The following is an 18,691-nucleotide window of genomic DNA, read 5'->3' as shown; positions in this document are numbered from 1 at the left end:
ATTAGTGACTTTCCTTGTTAGCTTGTTGCGATCCAATCAAATGCTGCACGACCCGTTCCATTTTCATGAAACGGGAGCCCTTGATTAATACGGTTGCATCCGGCGTGATGACGGCGTCCAGCGCCGCCAGCAGATCGCCGAACTGTTCAAAATGGCGAATGGAAGTTTGTTGTAAAGGCATGCCGTGCATATGGCGTGCCAGTTCGCCCGTGACGAGCACCTGTTCGATGCCCTTGCTCTGCGCGTAAGCGCCGATTTCCTCGTGAAACTCGCGGCCCTGCGACCCCACTTCGCCCATGTCGCCCAGCACCAGGATGCGCGGCGCGGCCGCTCTGGCCAGCACGTCGATGGCGGCGCGCACGGAATCGGGATTGGCATTGTAGGTGTCGTCGATGACGACGGCGCCGTTGGCCGCGGCCTTCTTCTGCAGCCGTCCGCTGACGGGCGCGAACGCCTCCAGCCCGAGCCGGATGGCCGTGGCCGAAATGCCGGCCGCGTGGGCGCAGGCGGCGGCGGCCAGCGCGTTGCGCACGTTGTGCTCCCCGGCCGCCTGCAGGCGGACAAAGAACGGCGTGACGGCGCCGTCGCCGCCGATGGTGATGGTCAGTTCGCTGCCGAAGTCGCCGGCGCGATAGGTGCAGCTGACGTCCGCCTGCGGCGCCAGGCCGAAGGTGACGGTGCGGCGGGTGCCGGCCAGTTCCTGCCACACCGGCGTGAACTCGTCGCCATGGGGGAACACGGCCACGCCGTCCTGGCCCAGGCCGGCCAGCGCGGCGCCGTTCTCGCGCGCCACGGCCTCCACCGTGTGCATGAATTCCTGGTGTTCGCGCTGGGCGTTGTTGACCATGGCGATGGTCGGTTCGGCGATGGCGGCAAGGCGGGCGATTTCGCCCGGATGGTTCATGCCCAGTTCCACCACGGCCGCGCGGTGGGCCGCGTCCAGCCGGAACAGCGTGAGCGGCACGCCCACTTCGTTATTGAGGTTGCCGCGCGTGGCCAGGCGCGCATCCTCGCCGCCGCAGGCCGCGGCCAGGATGGACGAGATCATTTCCTTGACGGTGGTCTTGCCGTTGCTGCCGGTGACGCCGATGACGGGAATGGCGAACTGGCGGCGCCAGTAATTGGCGATGCGGCCCAGCGCCAGCAGCGTGTCCGGCACCACGATGGCCGGCAAGGTCCAGCCCGCGGGCAGGCGTTCGGCCACCACGGCGGCCACGCCCTGCCCCGCCACCTGCGGCAGGAAATCATGGGCGTCGAACACTTCGCCGCGCAGGGCGACGAACAGGGCGCCGGCAGCGACGTTGCGGCTATCGGTGGAGACGCCGTCGAACGCCGTCTGCGCGCCGTCGTTGACGAGCGTGGCGCCGGGAATGGCGCTCGCGAGCTGGGCCAGCGTGGCGCGCATCAGTTCGGCCTCATCATGGTCAGGCGGGCCGACAGGGCCAGCTGGGCGTGATCAGCGTCGGAGAACGGCAGCTTCTTGCCCTTGATCTCCTGGTACGGCTCATGGCCCTTGCCGGCCAACAGGATCACGTCCGGCTTGGCCGCGTGCTTGATGGCCAGCAGGATAGCGGCGGCGCGGTCTTCCACCGTCTGCAGCGTGGACGACGGGTGCTGCTGGTCCATGCCGGCCACGATCTGGGCGATGATGGCGTGCGGATCTTCGCTGCGCGGGTTGTCGCTGGTGACCAGCACATGGTCGGCCATCTGGGCGATCTTGCCCATCTGCGGGCGCTTGCCCGGGTCGCGGTCGCCGCCGCAGCCGAACACGCACCACAGCTGGCCGCCCCGCTCGTGGGCCACCTGGCGCAGCGCCAGCAGCGTCTTTTCCAGCGCGTCGGGGGTGTGGGCGTAGTCGATCACCACCATCGGCGCGTCCTGGCCGCCCACCTGCTGCATGCGGCCCGGGGCCGGGCGCAGCGCCTCGATGGCGTCCAGCGCGGGGCGCAAAGCCATGCCCTTGGCCAGCAGCGCGCCCAGCACGCCGAGCGCGTTGCTGATGTTGAAGTGGCCCACCAGCTGGGTCTTGACCTGGGCCGCGCCCAGCGGGCACTCCAGGTGGAATTCGGTGCCGGCCGTGCGGCTGCTGCGGAACTGGCTGGCGCGCAGCATCAACACGCCCGGCAGGTCCGGCACGGCGGCCGCGTCGGCCAGGGTGTAGCCGATGACGGGAATGGCGCCGGCCAGCTTGCCCTGCACGTGGGCCGCCAGGCGCAGGCCCATGGGGTCGTCCAGGTTGATGACGGCCGTCTTCAGGCCGGGCCAGTCGAACAGCCGGGTCTTGGCCGCCTCGTAGGCCGCCATGTCGCCATGGAAGTCCAGGTGGTCGCGCGTGAGGTTGGTGAACATGGCCACGTCGAAGTGCATGCCGGCCGTGCGGCCCTGCACCAGGCCGATGGACGACACTTCGATCGCCAGCGACGCGGCGCCGGCGTCGCGCGCCTCGGCCAGCGTGCGGGCCAGCAGCACCGCGTCCGGCGTGGTGTAGCCGGTGACGTCGTAATCGACTTCGCCGCGCGCCTTGAACAGGCCCACGCCCAGCGTGCCGATGACGGCGGCCGTCTCGCCGCCGCGCGACAGGGCCTGGCCCAGCCACACGGCGCTCGACGTCTTGCCGTTGGTGCCGGTCACGCCGACGGTAAACATGGCGCCGTCGGGCTGGCGGTAGAAGGCGTGCGCGATCAGGCCGGCGCGCGCCTTGAGCTGCTCGACCGTGATGTAGGGCACGGCCCAGGCGGCGTTCCAGGCAAAGCCGGCCGGGTCGAGCACCACCAGCGCGGCGCCCTGCTCGATCGCCGCCTCGATAAAGGTGCGCCCGTCGCCGGCGTCGCCGGGATAGGCAAAGAACACATCGCCCACCTTGATGCGGCGCGAGTCGGACGCCAGCTGCGCCGTGGGCGCCAGCTTGCGGATCGCGTCGGCGATAGTCGACGGGTCGAAGGTAGAAGTCGTCACATTTTCCCCTGTTCGGAATTCTCAGGAATGATGATATGGGTCACGGTCGAATCGGGCGTGATGTTCTTGGCGCGCAGCACGTTGGCCGCCAGCGTCGAAAAGATCGGGCCGGCCACGTCGCCGCCCACGTGCACCGCGCCGCCCGGCTCGTCGATCATGACGGCGATCACGAAGCGCGGATTGGACATGGGCGCCATGCCGACGAAATTGCCGATGTATTTGGACTGCGAATAGCGGCCGTTGATGACCTTTTGCGCGGTGCCGGTCTTGCCGCCCGTGCGGTAGCCGGGCACCTGCGCCTTTTCGGCCGTGCCGCCGGGCTGGGTCACCATTTCGAGCATGTCGCGCATCTCGGCGGCCGTGGTGGGGCTCACCACCTGGGTGCCGACGGGCGGCTCGGTCACTTTCTGGAACGACAGCGGGATAATGTCGCCATTGCGGGCGTAGATCAGGTAGGCGCGCGCCAGCTGGATCAGCGACACGGAAATACCCTGGCCGAAGCTCATGTTGGCCTGCTCGATCGGGCGCCACGACTTGTAGGGACGCACGCGGCCGGCCACGGCGCCGGGGAAGCCCCACTTGGGCTGCTGGCCCAGGCCGACCTTGGTAAACATCTCCCACATTTCCTGCGGCGGCATCTGCAGCGCCAGCTTGGAGGTGCCGATGTTGGACGACTTCTGGATCACCTGCTGGATCGTGATCACGCCGTGCGGGTGGGTGTCGTGCACCACCTTGTCGCCGATGGCGTAGTAACCGGGGCCGGTGTCGATCAGCGACAGCGGCTTGACGCGCTTGCTGTCGAGCGCCAGGCCCACCGTGAACGGCTTGAGCGAGGAACCGGGCTCGAAGGTGTCGGTCATCACGCGGTTGCGCAGCTGCTCGCCGGTCAACACGGAGCGGTCGTTGGGGTTGTAGGACGGCCAGTTGGCCAGCGCCAGCACTTCGCCCGTGTGCACGTCCAGCACCACGGCGGCGCCGGCCTTGGCCTTGAACTTGTCGACCGCGTCCTTCAGCTGGGTGAAGGCGATGTACTGGATCTTGCTGTCGATGGAGAGCGTCAGGTCCTTGCCGTCGTGCGGCTCGCGGATCGATTCGATGTCCTCGACGATGTGGCCGAGCCGGTCCTTGATGACGCGGCGGCTGCCGGGCACGCCCACCAGCGTCTTCTGCTGCGCCAGTTCCATGCTCTCCTGGCCCACGTCCTCGACGTTGGTGAAGCCCACCACGTGGGTCGTCACTTCGCCCTGCGGGTAGAAGCGCTTGTATTCCTTGCGGGTCTGGATGCCGTCGATACCGAGCTTGGTGATCTGGTCGGCCACGTCCTGCTCGACCTGGCGCTTCAGGTAGACGAAGCCGCGGTCGGAATCGAGTTTTTTCTGCAGCTCGGCGTCGCTCATGTCGAGCAGCCTGGCCAGCGCCTTGAGTTTTTCCGGCGGCGCTTCCTGCACGTCGTCCGGGATGGCCCAGATGGCCTTGACGGGAATCGACGAGGCCAGCACCTGGCCGTCGCGGTCGGTGATCTTGCCGCGCGTGGCAGGCAGGTCCAGCGTGCGGGCGTAGCGGATCTCGCCCTGCTTCTGCAGGAACTGGGTCGACAGGCCCTGCAGCCAGACGGCGCGTCCAGCCAGGCCGGCAAAGGCGGAAAACAGCACGAACAGCACCACGCGCGAACGCCACACGGGCAGGCGCACGGCCAGCACGGGATTTTTCGAGAACGGCACTCCCTTGGAGGCCGCTACCCGCGAGACGCTGGCGTTGGAGGCGCGTTTCATTTGCCCTCTTCCGGCGACAGGTATTGGGTACGGGTGGCCGTCAGCGGCACCATGTTCAGGTCACCGCGGGCGATCTGTTCGATACGGGCGTGCTTGCCCAGCGTGGACTGGTCCAGCTGCAGCTGCGCCCATTCGATGTCGAGCTGGCGCGCCTGCGACTGGCTGCGTTCCAGTTCGATGAACAGGTGGCGCGCCTGGTATTGGGCGTTAACGAGCGACAGGCCGCAAGCGACCAGCAATACCGTCAGCACCAGGTTGAGCTTGCCGCTCATGGCCCACCCTCCGGTATCGGCAGGCGGCGCGCCACCCGCATCACGGCCGAACGGGCGCGCGGGTTGGCGTCCACTTCGGCGTCGGACGGCTTGGTCTTGGAGATCAGCTTGAGCAGCGGCTGCGGCAGGTCGACGGCGCGGATCGGCAGCCGGCGGTCCGGCTGCGGCACGTTGGCCTTGGCCGCGAAGAAGCGCTTGACCATGCGGTCTTCCAGCGAATGGAAGCTGATGATGGCCAGGATGGCACCCGGCGCCAGGCAGGCGTAGGCCTGCTCTAGTCCGGCCTCGAGGTCTTCAAGCTCTTTATTGATGAAAATCCGGATAGCTTGAAAAGTACGGGTGGCCGGGTCCTTGCCCTTTTCCCGAGTCTTGACCGCGCCTGCCACGATACCGGCAAGCTGCCGTGTGGTTGAAATTGGCTCGACTGCCCGGCGAGCAACAATCGCCTTTGCAATCTGAAAAGCAAACCGTTCTTCCCCATATTCTCTGATCACCTTTTCCAGTGTCTGTTCGGTTTCTGTGGCGAGCCACTCGGCCGCCGACATGCCGCGCGTGGTATCCATGCGCATGTCGAGCGGGCCGTCGTTGCGGAAGCTGAAGCCGCGCGCCGCGTCGTCCACCTGCGGCGACGAGATGCCCAGGTCGAGCAGGATGCCGTCCACCTGGTCCACGCCCCGTTCGGCCAGCGCCGCGCGCATGGTGGCGAAGCTGTCGTGCACGATGGTGAAGCGGGGGTCGGCCACCTGTTCGGCCGTGGCGATGGCTTGCGGGTCCTTGTCGAAGGCGACCAGGCGGGCGCCCGCGCCCAGGCGCGACAGGATCAGGCGGCTGTGGCCACCACGGCCGAAGGTGCCGTCCACGTAGACCCCATTGGCGCGCGCGCCCGTCAGGTCCAGCGCGTCGACCGCTTCGTCTAGCAGCACCGTACGATGCTGAAATTCCGGCACCGCCGTTATCGTCATTGCGGAGCCTTAGAAAGAGAAGTTGGCGAGGACATCGGGAGTGCCGGCTTCGATCGCCTGCTGCTCTTTTTCCGCCAGTTTGGCGGCATCCCAGATTTCAAAATGGCTGCCCATGCCGATCATCATGATCTCGCGCGACAGCCCCACGGCGTTGCGCAGTTCGGGCGAAATGAGCACACGGCCGGCGCTGTCGAGTTCGACGTCGCAGGCGTTGCCGAGGAAGATGCGTTGCCAGGCCCGGGCCGACATGGGCCAGGCGGCGATCTGTTCGCGGTGGTTTTCCCACACGGGGCGGGGAAAGAACAGCAGGCAGCCGTCCGGGTGTTTGGTCAGCGTGAGGCGGCCTTCGCACTGGATGGCCAGCGCGTCACGGTGCTTGGCAGGGATGGACATCCTGCCTTTGGCATCGAGACTGATTGCGGACGCGCCTTGAAACACGGGGGTTACCTTTTGACCTCTGATTGATTAGCGGAGCGGAAAACGCCGTCCTTCGCCGCATCTCCCCCCGCCGCTAAGTCGGGTGGAAAATCCCACAAAAAGACACTTTTTCACACAGATGCCCACTTTAGAGGATGGAAGATGGGTGGTCAAGCGCTTTCGCCCAAGCGAAACAGGGATTTTATTAATGAAATTAAGGACTTAGCGTACTTCCTTGAAGCGAGCTCGCATAAAAATGTATTGAGAAATTAGATACTTATAGAAGATTGTGAATGTGCTACCTCATCTGCGCACGGGTTTTTCCCCCTGCCCGAGGGCAGGAAATGTTGGATGAAAATAATTAAATGAAATGCATACAGTTGCCAAACGCCAACATACTAGTAGCGATCCGGCAACAGGCCGGATGGCTGACTGGGGCTGGCTGCAAGCCGGGGAAATAAAGTGTGGATTTTGGAGAGAATGACCAGCCTGTCGCGCCTGGAGCGCAATTACGCGGATTGGGAGACCTTCAACACTGCACTATCGATACCACGGTTTGTTGCCCATTATTTAAGCAGATGACATGGCGGCAGTCACTGACTTGTATAGACAACATTGTCATGCAAGCCAGGCGCCGTGGGCACGCCACCCACGCTACAAACGCCATTATACGGAATCCGTAAACGGCCCCGCGCACAGCTGCGCGCGCGGGGCCGGCGCCGCCTCAATCGTAGGTGGCGCTCAGGCTCACGCCGCTGAACGGCTGCCTGGCCTTGAGCAGCACGTAGTACCAGTGGCCGCTGACGGGCGGCGCCAGCGTCACGCTTTCCGCGTTGCCGCTGCCGGCCGAGGCCACGTCATACGAGGTGGCCGTCGGGTAGCGGTCCAGCGCCACGTACAGGTCGACGTCGCCGCTGCCGCCGCTGGTGGCCAGGTGCACGTTGGTGGCGCCGGCCGGCAGCATGATGTAGGCGTAGGCCTGGCTGGAGGCGGCCAGGTTGACGATGGCGCAGTTCTGGCCCAGGTAGACGGGCGAGGCGCACACGGGCAGCGCCGGCTGCGGCATGGGCGGTTCGCCGGCCGTGCTGGCGGTGGCGCTCCAGGCGGCGAATTCGTCGTCGTAGCCGGCGCCGATGCCGGCCATCATCTGCTGGTAGCCGTCGTAGTCGCCCACGCGGAACTTGCCCAGCATGGTGTCGATGACGGGACGGTGGCGTTCAACCATGAAGCGGGTCGCCATGTAGCCCCAGCGGTAGGCGCGGTTGACGTAGTCGTTCATGTCGTAGGTGTTGCCGAAGATGGTGCTGAGGCGGTAGCTGCCGCTGCGGGCCATGTCGATGGCGGCCTGGTTGTTATTCTTGAGCGACAGGTATTCGGCGATGCCCTCTATCCACCAGACGGTGGGCCTGGTGGTGGCGGCGCCGAAATCGCCCCCCATGTCGAAGCGGCCGTCAAGGTAATGCACGTACTCGTGCTCCAGGTTCCAGACCTGGAACACGGGCCGCAGCCAGGACGCTTCATGGGCGATGAAGCGGGCCTGGTTGGACGGATTGGACGGCTCGCCTTCCAGGTACATGCCGCCGTTGTTGGTGCTGATGCCGTAGAGGACGCCGGCGTACTTGCTGTAGTTGGTGTAGTCGTCGAACACCACCAGTTCCAGCGACGTGTTGTAGTCGTTGGCGACGGGGAGGCGTTTGGTCTGCAGCATGGCATGGGCGTAGCCCTCCTCGCGCGCCAGCAGGTCGCACGACTGCCGCATCTGGTCGTCCGTCATGTCCTGGGCCCGGATGTGCAGCGTGGGGCTGCAATCGCGCCGGACCTTGAGCACGGCGTCGGCCAGCTGGCTGGTGTAGTCGCAGGTGCCGTACTGGGCGCAGTTGGCGTTGTCGTAGTACTTGACGGCGCTGGCGGCGGCCAGCCACAGGTCGCTGTCCGGACCCGTCATGCTGCTGCCGGCCAGCGTGGCCTGCACCATGGGTTTGACGCCCGCCTTCAACTCCGGATACTGCATGAAGCGGAACGCTTCGTTGGCCGCGTCGTTGAGCTGGTAGCCGACGGCGCTGCCCAGCAGGTCGGCCTTGTTGCCACTGACGAAGTTGTACAGGGCCGTGGGATAGCTCATGTCGCTTTGCAGCAGCGCCAGGCCGTCCGGGCGGCCGTGGGCGTAGAACAGCACCGTCAGCACGCCCGTGAAGCCGTTGCCGGCCGTCGCGTCGCGCAGGCCGTCGGCCGCCTTGGGCTGGGCCGCCGTGTTGGTATAGCGCTGCACCAGGGCTTTCATGCTGGGCAGGTAGTAAGCCTCGTCATGCATGTTGGTGATCAGCTTGAGCACTTCGGCGGCCGTGCTGGTGGCCACGCTGTTGGGGCGGAACAGGGCGTTGCCGTCCGTGAGCTGGCGCAGCGGCGGACGCAGGGCCGACGTCAGCGTGGCGGCCGGCTCGGCGATGGCGCCGCCGCTGGCCTGGTAGTAGCCGGCCCGCAGGTACAAGGTCAGGTTCACCAGCGCCATGCCGGCCGCGCTGTAATTGGCCGCCTCCTGGGCGAAACGGCTGGCCACGGCGCTGAAGTTGGCGCCGGAATAGATGCGGGCGGCCAGCTCGGGGGCGGCCGAGAACAGGCCGTAGGTGCATTCGTAATTGGGCAGGCCGGCCAGGTAGTCGGCCAGGGCGGCGCCGCTGTAGCCGGCCAGCTTGTTGAGGTCGCTGCAATCGTCGGCCAGGGGCGCGGCCACGCTGTTGCGCTGGTGGCGCGGCAGCAGGTCGTTGCGGGGCCGGCTGGAGGGCGGCAGGTTGTAGCGTGATTGCTCGGCCGAGGGCGGCAGGCTCTGGCGCTGGTGCGGCATGGGTGCCTGCCGGAGACTGTCCTGTTCGTCGGCCGGCGGCGTGGCCGCCTGCGCGTGGAAGGCGGCAAGGCAGGCGGCCGTCACGCTGGCCAGGTACAGGGTTTTACGGGAAAAAGACATGTCTACCACTCCTTTATTCAGGTGATCGCTTATCGTTGGGTGGGAAGGCACCCGCCGGACCGCGGGCGCGGCCGGACTGCGGGGGCAAGGAAATACTATCCTGATAAGGTTGCCTTATTTGCAGCCGCTGGAGCAGGAAGCGACGGTTCGCTCTATTTAGACGGGATGGCTGACGGGAACGGCACAGCCGTTGCGCCGCAGCGGGCGGAAAAACGACAGTCAGCGACGGTCGGCGCCAATCAGGGCGCCAGTCAGGGCGCCAGTCCGGCCAGCAGGCCGGCAGGCGCGGCGGCCGGCGCACCGCCCCCACGCAAGCGGGTCCGGTACTGCACCGGCGTCAGGCCCGTCAACGCCTTGAACTGGCGGCTGAAGGCGCTGTGGTCCGTGTAGCCGCAGGCGCTGGCGATGTCGGCGATGCTGCACGCGTCGTCGGCCGCCAGCAGGGCCAGCGCGCCGTTCAGACGCGATTGCAGCAACAGCTGGCGCGGGCTGTAGTGGAACACGCGCTGGAACAGGCGCTCCACCCGCGCCAGCGACAGGCCCGCGTCACGGGCCAGCTGCTCCAGGCACAGGGGCTGGCGGTAATGCTCGCGGATATGCTGGGCGATGCTGGCGATCTGGCGGTAGACGGGATGCTGTTCGTCGGCCAGGCCCAGGTCGTGCGAGGTGCCCACCAGGCCGACGATGGCGCCGCCGTCGTCGCGCAGCGGGGTCTTGTGGGTCAGGCACCAGCCATGGCGGCGGTTGGGGTAGAGGTGCAGCTCCAGGTGCTGCTTGATGGCGCAGCCGGCCTCGATCACATGCCGGTCCTGCGCCATATAGGTGTGGGCCAGGTGGCGCGGATGCACTTCCAGCACCGTCTTGCCGACCAGTTCCTGCTTGCTGCGCAGGCCGCAGCGCCGCACCAGCGTGTGGTTGACGGCCAGGTAGCGGCCATCGCGATCCTTGACGAAGAACGCGACGTCGCTGAGGGCGTCGAACAGGGTTTCGATCGCGGCCAGTTCCACGCTGCGCCAGCACGCGCCCTGCCCGGCCCCGCCCGTTGCGTTTGCCGTTGCGTTTGCCATTGCCCGCCTCCCCGCCCATGTGCCGGCCGGAGCCGGCGTGCTTTATTTGAAATGTTTCAAATATTACCTCAAGGGGAGACACAATGGTGCGCACCGCAGGCGCCCAGCGCGGCGGTATGCCGCGCGCGCCCACCGCACACCGTTCTTCAGGCCGGCGTTTCCCAGTGGCGCGAACGCTCGACGGCGCGCGCCCACTGGGCCAGCAGCGCGGTTCGCTGGTCGGCGCCCATGCGCGGCAGGAAGCGGCGCTCGCACTGCCACTGGGCCGTGATCTCTTCCTGGGTGTCCCAGAAGCCCACGGCCAGGCCGGCCAGGTAGGCCGCGCCCAGGGCCGTCGTTTCCGTCACCTGGGGCCGCACCACGGGCACGCCCAGCAAATCGGCTTGGAATTGCATCAGCAGGTCGTTGCGGGCGGCGCCGCCATCGGCGCGCAGTTCCGTCAGCGGGATGGCCGCATCCTTCTGCATGGCCGCCAGCAGTTCGGCGCTCTGGAAGGCGATCGCCTCCAGCGCCGCGCGCGCGATGTGGCCCTTGTTGCTGCCGCGCGTGAGGCCGACGACGGTGCCGCGCGCGTACGGGTCCCAGTGCGGCGCGCCCAGGCCGACGAAGGCCGGCACCATGTAGACGCCCCCGCTGTCGGGCACGCTGGCCGCCAGCGCCTCCACTTCATGCGACTGGCCGATGATGCCCAAGCCGTCGCGCAGCCACTGCACGGTGGCGCCGCCCATGAAGACGCTGCCTTCGAGCAGGTAGTCGGTGCGGCCGTCGAGCCGCCAGCCCACCGTCGACAGCAGCCGGTTGTGCGACACGACGGGGTGGCGGCCCGCATGCATCAGCATGAAGCATCCGGTGCCGTAGGTGTTCTTGACCATGCCCGGCTGGTGGCAGGCCTGGCCGAAGGTGGCGGCCTGCTGGTCGCCGGCGATGCCGGCCACGGGGATGGCGCCGCCGAACAGGGACGCGCGCGTGCTGCCGATCTCCTCGCTGGACGACACCACCTGCGGCAGCATCTGCTCGGGAATGTCGAACAGGTCCAGCATGTCCTGGTCCCAGCGCATCAGGTGGATGTTGAACAGCATGGTGCGGGCGGCGTTGCTGACGTCCGTCACGTGGCGCCCCGTCAGCTTGTAGGCCAGCCAGCTGTCGATGGTGCCGAAGGCGAGCGCGCCGTGGCGGGCCCGCTCGCGCGCGCCGGGCACGTGGTCGAGCAGCCATTTGAGCTTGGTGGCGGAAAAATAGGCGTCCAGCTCCAGGCCCGTGACGTCGGCCACCAGCCCGGCCTTGCCGGCCGCGCGCAGCTGGGCGCAGTAGTCGGCCGTGCGGCGGTCCTGCCAGACGATGGCCGGCGCGATCGGCTCGCCCGACTTGCGGTCCCATACGACGGTGGTCTCGCGCTGGTTGGCGATGCCGATGGCGCGCACGTGGGCACTGTCGACCTGCAGCTCGTGCAGCACCTTGCGGGCCACGGTCAGCTGGCTGTTCCAGATTTCGTTGGGATCGTGTTCGACCCAGCCAGGCTGGGGATAGTGCTGGGGGAATTCCTGGGCCGCGCTGGCGCAGATCTGGCCGCGATGGTCGAACAGGATGGCGCGCGAACTGGTGGTGCCCTGGTCCAGGGCCAGTATGTATTGAGTCATCGGCAAATCCCCTGGCGTCGCCGCATCGGGCATGCGTATGAACCAGCGGGCGGCCGCAGTGTTAAACAACAGAATTCAGTTGAAGCAAGCCGATAGGCCGGATTTTGTTACGGCGCAGGCGAACCTGCGCTATGACAGCCATTCCTCTAGGCGCCGGATTACTCCGGCGCTCAAGCTTCCTACCCGCACGCTCCGCGAGCAGCATCATCGCGTGCCTATTTGGAATTGCACCAGGTGGAGGTTACCGCGTTTCACCGTAACTTAATACGCTCGTCTCTGTGGCCCTATTCCTCGCCTTATACCTTGGGCTTGCGCTTGCGGCTTTCAGCGGACGGCCGTTAACCGTCACCCCGCTCTATGGAGTCCGGACCTTCCTCCCGCCGGGCATTACGCACCGGCCAGCGGCTGTCTGGCTTGCTTCAGCGCGTATTGTACCGCGCCCGGCCCTGCGCAGGGTAGCGCCGGCCGCCAAATCTGAAATTTGGTGTCGCCATTAGAAAAGCCGGCCCCTGCGCAGCGTCTTAGAATGGGGCTGCCGGCGACCATCCCGCTCGCCCCCAAGTGAAGGTTATACCATGACCCATCCCTCCCGCACCGGCGGCCAGATCCTGGTCGACGCCCTGAAGATCCACGGTGTCGACACCGCTTTTGGCGTGCCCGGTGAAAGCTATCTGGACGTACTGGACGCACTGCACGACTCCGACATCCGCTTCATCATCGCCCGCCAGGAAGGCGGCGCCGCCTTCATGGCCGACGCCTACGGCAAGCTGACCGGCAAGCCCGGCATCTGCTTCGTCACGCGCGGGCCGGGCGCCACCAATGCCTCGATCGGCGTGCATACGGCCTACCAGGATTCGTCGCCCATGATCCTGTTCATCGGCCAGGTCGGCAACGACTTCACCGACCGCGAAGCGTTCCAGGAGATCGACTACCGCCGCATGTACGGCCAGATGGCCAAGTGGGTGGCCCAGATCGACCGCGCCGACCGCATTCCCGAATACCTGGCGCGCGCCTTCCAGGTAGCCACCAGCGGCCGCCCGGGCCCGGTGGTGCTGGCCCTGCCGGAAGACATGCTGACCAGCGTGGCGGCCGTGGCCGACACGGCCCGCTACCGGCCGGTGCAGGCCTCGCCGTCGGCCGGCCAGATCGGGCAGGTACGCGCCATGCTGGCCGCGGCCAAACGGCCGCTGGTGCTGCTGGGCGGCGGCGGCTGGGACGCCCAGGCCTGCGCCGACCTGCGCGCCTTTGCCGAAGCCAACGCGCTGCCCGTGGCCTGCGCCTTCCGCTTCCAGGACCTGCTCGACAACGCCCACCCCAACTACGTGGGCGACGTCGGCATCGGCATCAACCCCAAGCTGGCCGCGCGCGTGCGCGAGGCGGACGTGATTGTGGCCATCGGCCCGCGCCTGGGCGAGATGACCACCAGCGGCTATACCCTGCTGGCATCGCCCGTGCCGACGCAGCAGCTGATCCACATCCATGCCGACACCGAGGAGCTGGGCAGCGTGTACCAGGCCGCGCTGATGATCAACAGCGGCATGCCGCAGGCGTGCGCCATGCTGGCGGCCATGGCGCCGGTGGACGCGGGCGCCTGGCGCGCCGGCGTGGCCGAAGCCAGGGCCGAACTGCTGGCCTACCAGGAGCAGCCGCCCATCTTCAAGGACGGCCAGGCGCCGCTCGACCTGTGGCAGGTGGTGCAGCAGATCCGCGCCATCGCCCCGGCCGACACCATCATCACCAACGGCGCGGGCAATTACGCCACCTGGGCCCACCGCTTCTACCGCTACGGCGGCATGCGCACCCAGCTCGCGCCCACCAGCGGCGCCATGGGCTACAGCGTGCCGTCGGGCGTGGCGGCCAAGATCGTGGCGCCCGAACGCACCGTGATCACCTTCGCCGGCGACGGCGAGTACATGATGAACGGGCAGGAGCTGGCCACGGCCGTGCAGTACAAGGCCGGGGTAGTGATCATCGTGTTCAACAACGGCATGTTCGGCACCATCCGCATGCACCAGGAGCGCAGCTATCCGGGCCGCGTGTCGGGCACGGTGCTGCACAATCCGGACTTCGCGGCCCTGGCCAGGGCCTACGGCGCGCACGGCGAGACGGTGACGGAGACGGCCCAGTTCGGGCCCGCCCTGGAACGGGCGCTCGAGCATACGCGCGGCAAGCGGCTGCCGGCCGTGATCGAGCTGCGCTACGACGGCGACCTGATCACGCCGGGCGCGACGCTGGCCGCCATCCGCGCCGGGGCGCTGGCCGCGCGGGCGGCCAAGTAACTGGCGGGTCGAGGGCGCCGCGTTTGATGCGGCCCTCGGCTCAAGCCTGGGTGCCCGGCAACGGCTCGGCGGCGCCGGGCTGGCGCTTGGGCGCGCCCTTCTGGTCCGGGTTCTCGAGCATGGGCGCCGTGCCGTCTTCCGGCTCGGGGGCGGACTGCGGCGCGGCCGGCTTGCCCTTGGGCGCGGGACAGCGATGGCAAGCGCCCGGCTTGCGGCCGAAATCGACCACCTTGGGCAGGCGCATCGGCACCGAACCATCCTCGCAGTAGGCGCTGTCGAGCACCAGGGCCGTGCCATCGTCGGACAGCTTGCCGCTGATGGTGCGCTCGTCCTCGCCCGGCGGCGTGACGACGAAATAGAGCTGGCGGCCACGGGGATCGATGTTGACGTCGCTGGCCACCACCGGCCAGCTCAGGCCACCGGCCGTGTACTCGTACAGCACCGTATCGACTTCCGCGAAGCGCTGCAGCGTGATGCGCTGGCCGCCGAATTCGCCGCTGTCGGCGTGCAGGCACAGGTCGGAGAACACCACCATGCCATAACGGGGCAAGGTGGCGACCGGACGGCGCGCCACCTTGGGCGCGGCCAGCGCGGCGCAGGAAGCGAGCAGTATCAGACAGGCCAGGGCGGCGCGGCCGGCGGTTCGGGATGGCATCATGGTCGGTATAGGGACGGTCGGGACGGGTCATTCTACCGCCTGGCGGACGCCGGCGGCGATGGGGCCGCGCAAGGGGCCCCGTAAACGCACATCGGCTGCGCGAACGCAGCCGATGTGTTACCTCATATCAAGCCAGGCCTAAGCCTGGAACCCGATTAGAAGTTGTGCTTCAGGCCGATGTTGAAAGCCTTGTCGCCGGTGCCGGTTTCGGTGTTGTTGCCAACAGTGTAGAAGGCGCCGTTCTTGTTCTTGATCTTAGCGTAAGCAACGTAGGTGCTGGTGCGCTTCGACAGAGCGTGCGAGTAGCCGATGGCCCACTGATCTGCATCCTGGTTAGCGGCCAGCTTGTCGTTCTTGCGGATGAACGAAGCCATCAGGGTGCCGGCAGCGCCCACGGGTGCGGTCGCGCCCAGCAGGTATTCGTTGCTGTCGATCGATGGCGCGGTCGCGGTCAGCAGACCCTTGTCACGGCCGTAGGCGAAGAAGGCCTTGGCAACGTGGAAGTCGTAGTTCACGGCCAGCAGGGCGGTGTGGCCCATGTCGGTGCTGGCAACAGGACCGCTCAGGTCGTTATTGCGGCTGTTGTAAGCGAAGCTCGCGTTCAGAGGACCGTTCGAGTAGCCCACCGAGGTACCGATTTGACGGCCAGCGGTGTTGTTGCCATTTTTTTCGCCAGCAGCGTACGACACGGCAGCTTGCACGCCACCCAGCGATGGGGTCTTGTACACGATGGCGTTGCTGTTGCGGGTCTGGTCGCCAGCGGCTGGGAACAGGTTCTTGGCGGTACCGGCCAGGCCCAGGGCGAATGGGTCAGCCACGTCGCGCAGGGTCTCGTAGTACGGGGTGTACTGACGGCCCAGGGTCACGGCGCCGGCTTCTTTCGACACCAGACCAACGTACGATTGACGGTTAGCGATCGAACCGGCCACGTCGGAGGCGCCGGTGTCGGTCTTGAGGCCCGATTCCAGGACGAACACGGCGCTCAGACCGCCGCCCAGATCTTCGGTGCCCTTGAAGCCCAGACGCGAAGCGGAAGCCACGCCCGAGGTCACTTTGGTGACGGAACCAGCCGCACCACCACGCTCACTCACGATGCCGGCATCAACGGTACCGTAGATCGTGACGTTCGACTGTGCGAAGGCAACGTTGCTCATTGCGCCCAGGATTGCGATGGAGATAAGAGATTTTTTCATTACTTGTTTCCTTCAGTTGTGTTGCGGGTAAAAAGGTAAAGCTAGTGCTACGCCTTAAATTCGGTGCTTGTCGGCGCCGGTTGGGGCGTCGGTTTATGCGTGAGGGCATACTCCCCAGCTGCCACGTTGCTGTCCTTGTTGCCGGACGCGTTCACATTTAGTTGCGGCCGATTTAATCGATGCCGGCTTTATCGCGGTGCTTCTGGCACCGGAGGCGGCACTATACTGACGCTTTGACTATCCATCAAGTGTAAAAATTCTCATGCCAGACCCACCCGGAGGGAAAATCCGTCATGTCACTGTCATAAATTTTCAAATCTACAATATTTTACCGCATCGCAATATATTCTGCCGACACAGCCCACTAACTTGTCAAATCCGCACGGATGAACTTGGTGCGGCGCCCTGCAAACCAGGCCGCCTGTTGCTGCCTGCATAAAAAAATGCATCAGTGTCGGACTAAGTAAAAATAGCTACATTGCTATTTCAGACTGTATTTTATACCGAACCCGGACGCGCCACACTTATACCAAGTGCGTAGATGCTGCCCAGCCCGGAGAATGTTTGGCAGTTTCCACAGAAAAACATCGGCTGCGCCGCCTGTATTCATAGTGAAGATAGGCGATAAATGAACTAAATTTTGTGCGGGCGCCCACCTGCTGCGACGCAGCAGCAATTTGTAAGCAATTGCTACTTGTTGTCCGAAGGCGACAGAAACCGGCCGCTCCGGGCCGCACGTCCCCGCTGCCGCCCATCACCAACATGAATCGGCCTCATGCCGGCGCCGGCCCGGACCGGCACGGCAGGCTTGCCCGCCGGCGCGCCAGGCCGGGGCGCAAATTTAACAATTGACGCCACCGGTGGCCGGCGGCCGGCGCGCCACGGCCAAGGTTGCCGGCCCGCCGCGGCGCCCGCAGCGGCCACCCGGCGGGCCGCGCCATGTATGCTTTGCAACAACTTTCTTGATCATTTTTCACCCGCTTGCCATCTTTTTTGTCCATGGCAAATCTGGAGCATTTACAGTATTTTTGAAATTAGTTCTCTATGTCAACAGTGTGTCGTGGACAAGGCCTTATACTGTGGATAAGTGGGGTATGGACATGGGGGGGTTTCGGGCACTTTGTTGCCTGAAACGAGTATAGAATGCAGGTCGCGCCGTACCGGTCAAGCTGCCGGCGGCGCCAACCCGATACCGAACCGATGCCCGTACTCGGCACCCAAACCATGTGCAAACACTCGCGTCTACCCGATTGCCCGTAGCCGCACCAGCTGATGAAAACTAACGCCCCTACTTTGCCCGTTTCGAGCACCATCAGCGACGTCGAGCGCGATACCGGCGTGGCCAAGGAAACCTTGCGGGTGTGGGAACGGCGCTATGACTTTCCGCAACCGGCGCGCGACGCCCACGGCGAGCGGATCTACCCGGTGGAACAGGTGCGCAAGCTGCGCCTGATCAAGCGCCTGATCGACCTGGGCTTCCGGCCCGGCAAGGTGATCGGCTACAGCGCCGAGGAATTGCAGGCCATGGCCGAGCGCGCCATCCATCCGGGCCCCATCCTGGCCCAACCCCACCCCGAGCAGCAACAGTTGCTGGAGCTGTGCAAGGCGCACGACATGGATGCGCTGCGCCGCCGCCTGTCGCAGGCGCTGCTGGTGATGGGCCTGAAGAGCTTCGTGATCGACCTGGTGGCGCCGCTGACCCGGCTGGTGGGCGAGGCGTGGGCCAGGGGCCAGCTGGCCGTGTTCGAGGAACACCTGTACACGGAAACGCTGAAGATGGTGATGCGCAGCGCCATCTTTTCCGTCCCGCAAGCGAACGCGGCCAGTATCGGCGCGCCGCGCATCATCCTGACCACGCTGCCCCAGGACCGCCACAGCCTGGGCTTGCTGATGGCCGAAGCCATGTGCGTGGTCGAGGGCGCCTATTGCGTGTCGCTGGGGGTGCAGACGCCGCTGCTGGAAGTGGTGGACGCCACCCGCGTGCTGCAGGGCGACATCGTGGCCCTGTCGTTCTCCACATCGATGAATCCGCGCCAGGCCTTGGACAGCCTGTCGGAACTGCACCAGCGCCTGCCCGAGACGACGGAACTGTGGGCCGGCGGCAATAACGCGGCCTTGCGGCGGCGCAATCCCAAATTCGTGCGGGTGCTCAACCTGGCCGACATCGGCCACGCCATCGGCGAATGGCGCCAGCGCCACCCCCGCCACAGCGTGCGCGCCGGCTGAGCGCGCTGCGCCGGCCGGCCCCGGTCCACGTCCTGCCGACGCCGGCCGGGCAGTCGCCGCCGCCACCGCCGCCCCAGGCATGGCCACGCCCGGCCATGCCGGCCGCGCCATGCCGCGCTTGCCATTCCGGCACCGCGGGCCGGCCGCCCCGCCCCGCGCTCTGGTAAAATACCGCGATTCCTTGTGTCCGGCGCCGCCGGCCATCCGCTTGAAGCGCCTTCAATCACACATCCATGTTTAGTTTCTTCAAGAAAAAACCCGCCGTTCCCGCCACTCCGCCCGTCACCGCAC

13 protein-coding genes, 1 other RNA gene and 1 pseudogene are annotated in these 18,691 nt (G+C 66.2%); 2 read left to right on the top strand and 13 right to left on the bottom strand.

Annotation, left to right across the window (positions count from 1 at the left end; all coding sequences use genetic code 11):
- Window position 1 precedes the first annotated feature (1 nt).
- The 11 genes and pseudogenes from AC3WOS_RS10705 to rnpB form a co-directional block, all read right to left on the bottom strand.
- Entirely contained in the window at window positions 2–1,405 is a 1,404-nt protein-coding gene (locus tag AC3WOS_RS10705; RefSeq protein ID WP_492715920.1) for a UDP-N-acetylmuramoyl-tripeptide--D-alanyl-D-alanine ligase, read from the bottom strand.
- Entirely contained in the window at window positions 1,405–2,955 is a 1,551-nt protein-coding gene (locus AC3WOS_RS10700; protein WP_492715919.1) for a UDP-N-acetylmuramoyl-L-alanyl-D-glutamate--2,6-diaminopimelate ligase, read from the bottom strand. The genes AC3WOS_RS10705 and AC3WOS_RS10700 overlap by 1 nt, the downstream gene beginning before the upstream one ends.
- Window positions 2,952–4,727 carry a peptidoglycan D,D-transpeptidase FtsI family protein gene (locus AC3WOS_RS10695; protein ID WP_492715918.1) on the bottom strand — a complete coding sequence of 592 codons (1,776 nt, stop codon included), beginning with the start codon at window positions 4,725–4,727 and terminating at the stop codon, window positions 2,952–2,954. The genes AC3WOS_RS10700 and AC3WOS_RS10695 overlap by 4 nt, the downstream gene beginning before the upstream one ends.
- Window positions 4,724–4,999, bottom strand: coding sequence for a cell division protein FtsL (gene ftsL, locus AC3WOS_RS10690; RefSeq protein WP_492715917.1), 276 nt, complete (start codon window positions 4,997–4,999; stop codon window positions 4,724–4,726). Before ftsL ends, AC3WOS_RS10695 begins: the two co-directional genes overlap by 4 nt.
- On the bottom strand, window positions 4,996–5,961 hold the full coding sequence (rsmH, locus tag AC3WOS_RS10685; RefSeq protein ID WP_492715916.1) for a 16S rRNA (cytosine(1402)-N(4))-methyltransferase RsmH: 966 nt from the start codon (window positions 5,959–5,961) through the stop codon (window positions 4,996–4,998). The genes ftsL and rsmH overlap by 4 nt, the downstream gene beginning before the upstream one ends.
- A 9-nt stretch (window positions 5,962–5,970) precedes the next feature.
- Window positions 5,971–6,399 (bottom strand): division/cell wall cluster transcriptional repressor MraZ, encoded by a 429-nt coding sequence (gene mraZ / locus AC3WOS_RS10680; protein WP_182154269.1) that lies wholly within the window; start codon window positions 6,397–6,399, stop codon window positions 5,971–5,973.
- Between the two features lie 703 nt (window positions 6,400–7,102).
- On the bottom strand, window positions 7,103–7,342 hold the full coding sequence (locus AC3WOS_RS10675; RefSeq protein WP_492716023.1) for a PPC domain-containing protein: 240 nt from the start codon (window positions 7,340–7,342) through the stop codon (window positions 7,103–7,105).
- Between the two features lie 96 nt (window positions 7,343–7,438).
- Window positions 7,439–9,340, bottom strand: a pseudogene (locus AC3WOS_RS10670) (collagenase); the annotation flags it as partial.
- 251 nt (window positions 9,341–9,591) lie between these two features.
- Window positions 9,592–10,407 (bottom strand): PAS domain-containing protein, encoded by an 816-nt coding sequence (locus AC3WOS_RS10665; protein WP_492715915.1) that lies wholly within the window; start codon window positions 10,405–10,407, stop codon window positions 9,592–9,594.
- Between the two features lie 146 nt (window positions 10,408–10,553).
- Window positions 10,554–12,044 (bottom strand): glycerol kinase GlpK, encoded by a 1,491-nt coding sequence (gene glpK, locus AC3WOS_RS10660; protein WP_492715914.1) that lies wholly within the window; start codon window positions 12,042–12,044, stop codon window positions 10,554–10,556.
- 77 nt (window positions 12,045–12,121) lie between these two features.
- Window positions 12,122–12,465, bottom strand: an RNA gene (gene rnpB / locus AC3WOS_RS10655) — RNase P RNA component class A.
- 154 nt (window positions 12,466–12,619) lie between these two features.
- Between rnpB and AC3WOS_RS10650 the strand changes: the two genes are divergently transcribed.
- Window positions 12,620–14,323 (top strand): thiamine pyrophosphate-binding protein, encoded by a 1,704-nt coding sequence (locus tag AC3WOS_RS10650; RefSeq protein ID WP_492715913.1) that lies wholly within the window; start codon window positions 12,620–12,622, stop codon window positions 14,321–14,323.
- Window positions 14,324–14,363: 40 nt separating this feature from the next.
- On the opposite strand, the gene AC3WOS_RS10645 is transcribed toward AC3WOS_RS10650, so the two are convergent.
- Window positions 14,364–14,981, bottom strand: coding sequence for a hypothetical protein (locus AC3WOS_RS10645; protein ID WP_492715912.1), 618 nt, complete (start codon window positions 14,979–14,981; stop codon window positions 14,364–14,366).
- Between the two features lie 155 nt (window positions 14,982–15,136).
- On the bottom strand, window positions 15,137–16,174 hold the full coding sequence (locus tag AC3WOS_RS10640; protein ID WP_492715911.1) for a porin: 1,038 nt from the start codon (window positions 16,172–16,174) through the stop codon (window positions 15,137–15,139).
- 1,272 nt (window positions 16,175–17,446) lie between these two features.
- On the opposite strand from AC3WOS_RS10640, the gene AC3WOS_RS10635 reads away from it, so the two are divergent.
- Window positions 17,447–18,400: a MerR family transcriptional regulator gene (locus tag AC3WOS_RS10635; RefSeq protein WP_492715910.1), complete on the top strand. Its 954-nt coding sequence runs from the start codon at window positions 17,447–17,449 to the stop codon at window positions 18,398–18,400.
- Window positions 18,401–18,691: the final 291 nt, after the last annotated feature.

This window comes from Rugamonas sp. FW305-51, assembly GCF_058786935.1.
Note: the sequence above shows the minus strand (reverse complement) of the source record. Positions and strands in the feature narration are given on the sequence as shown.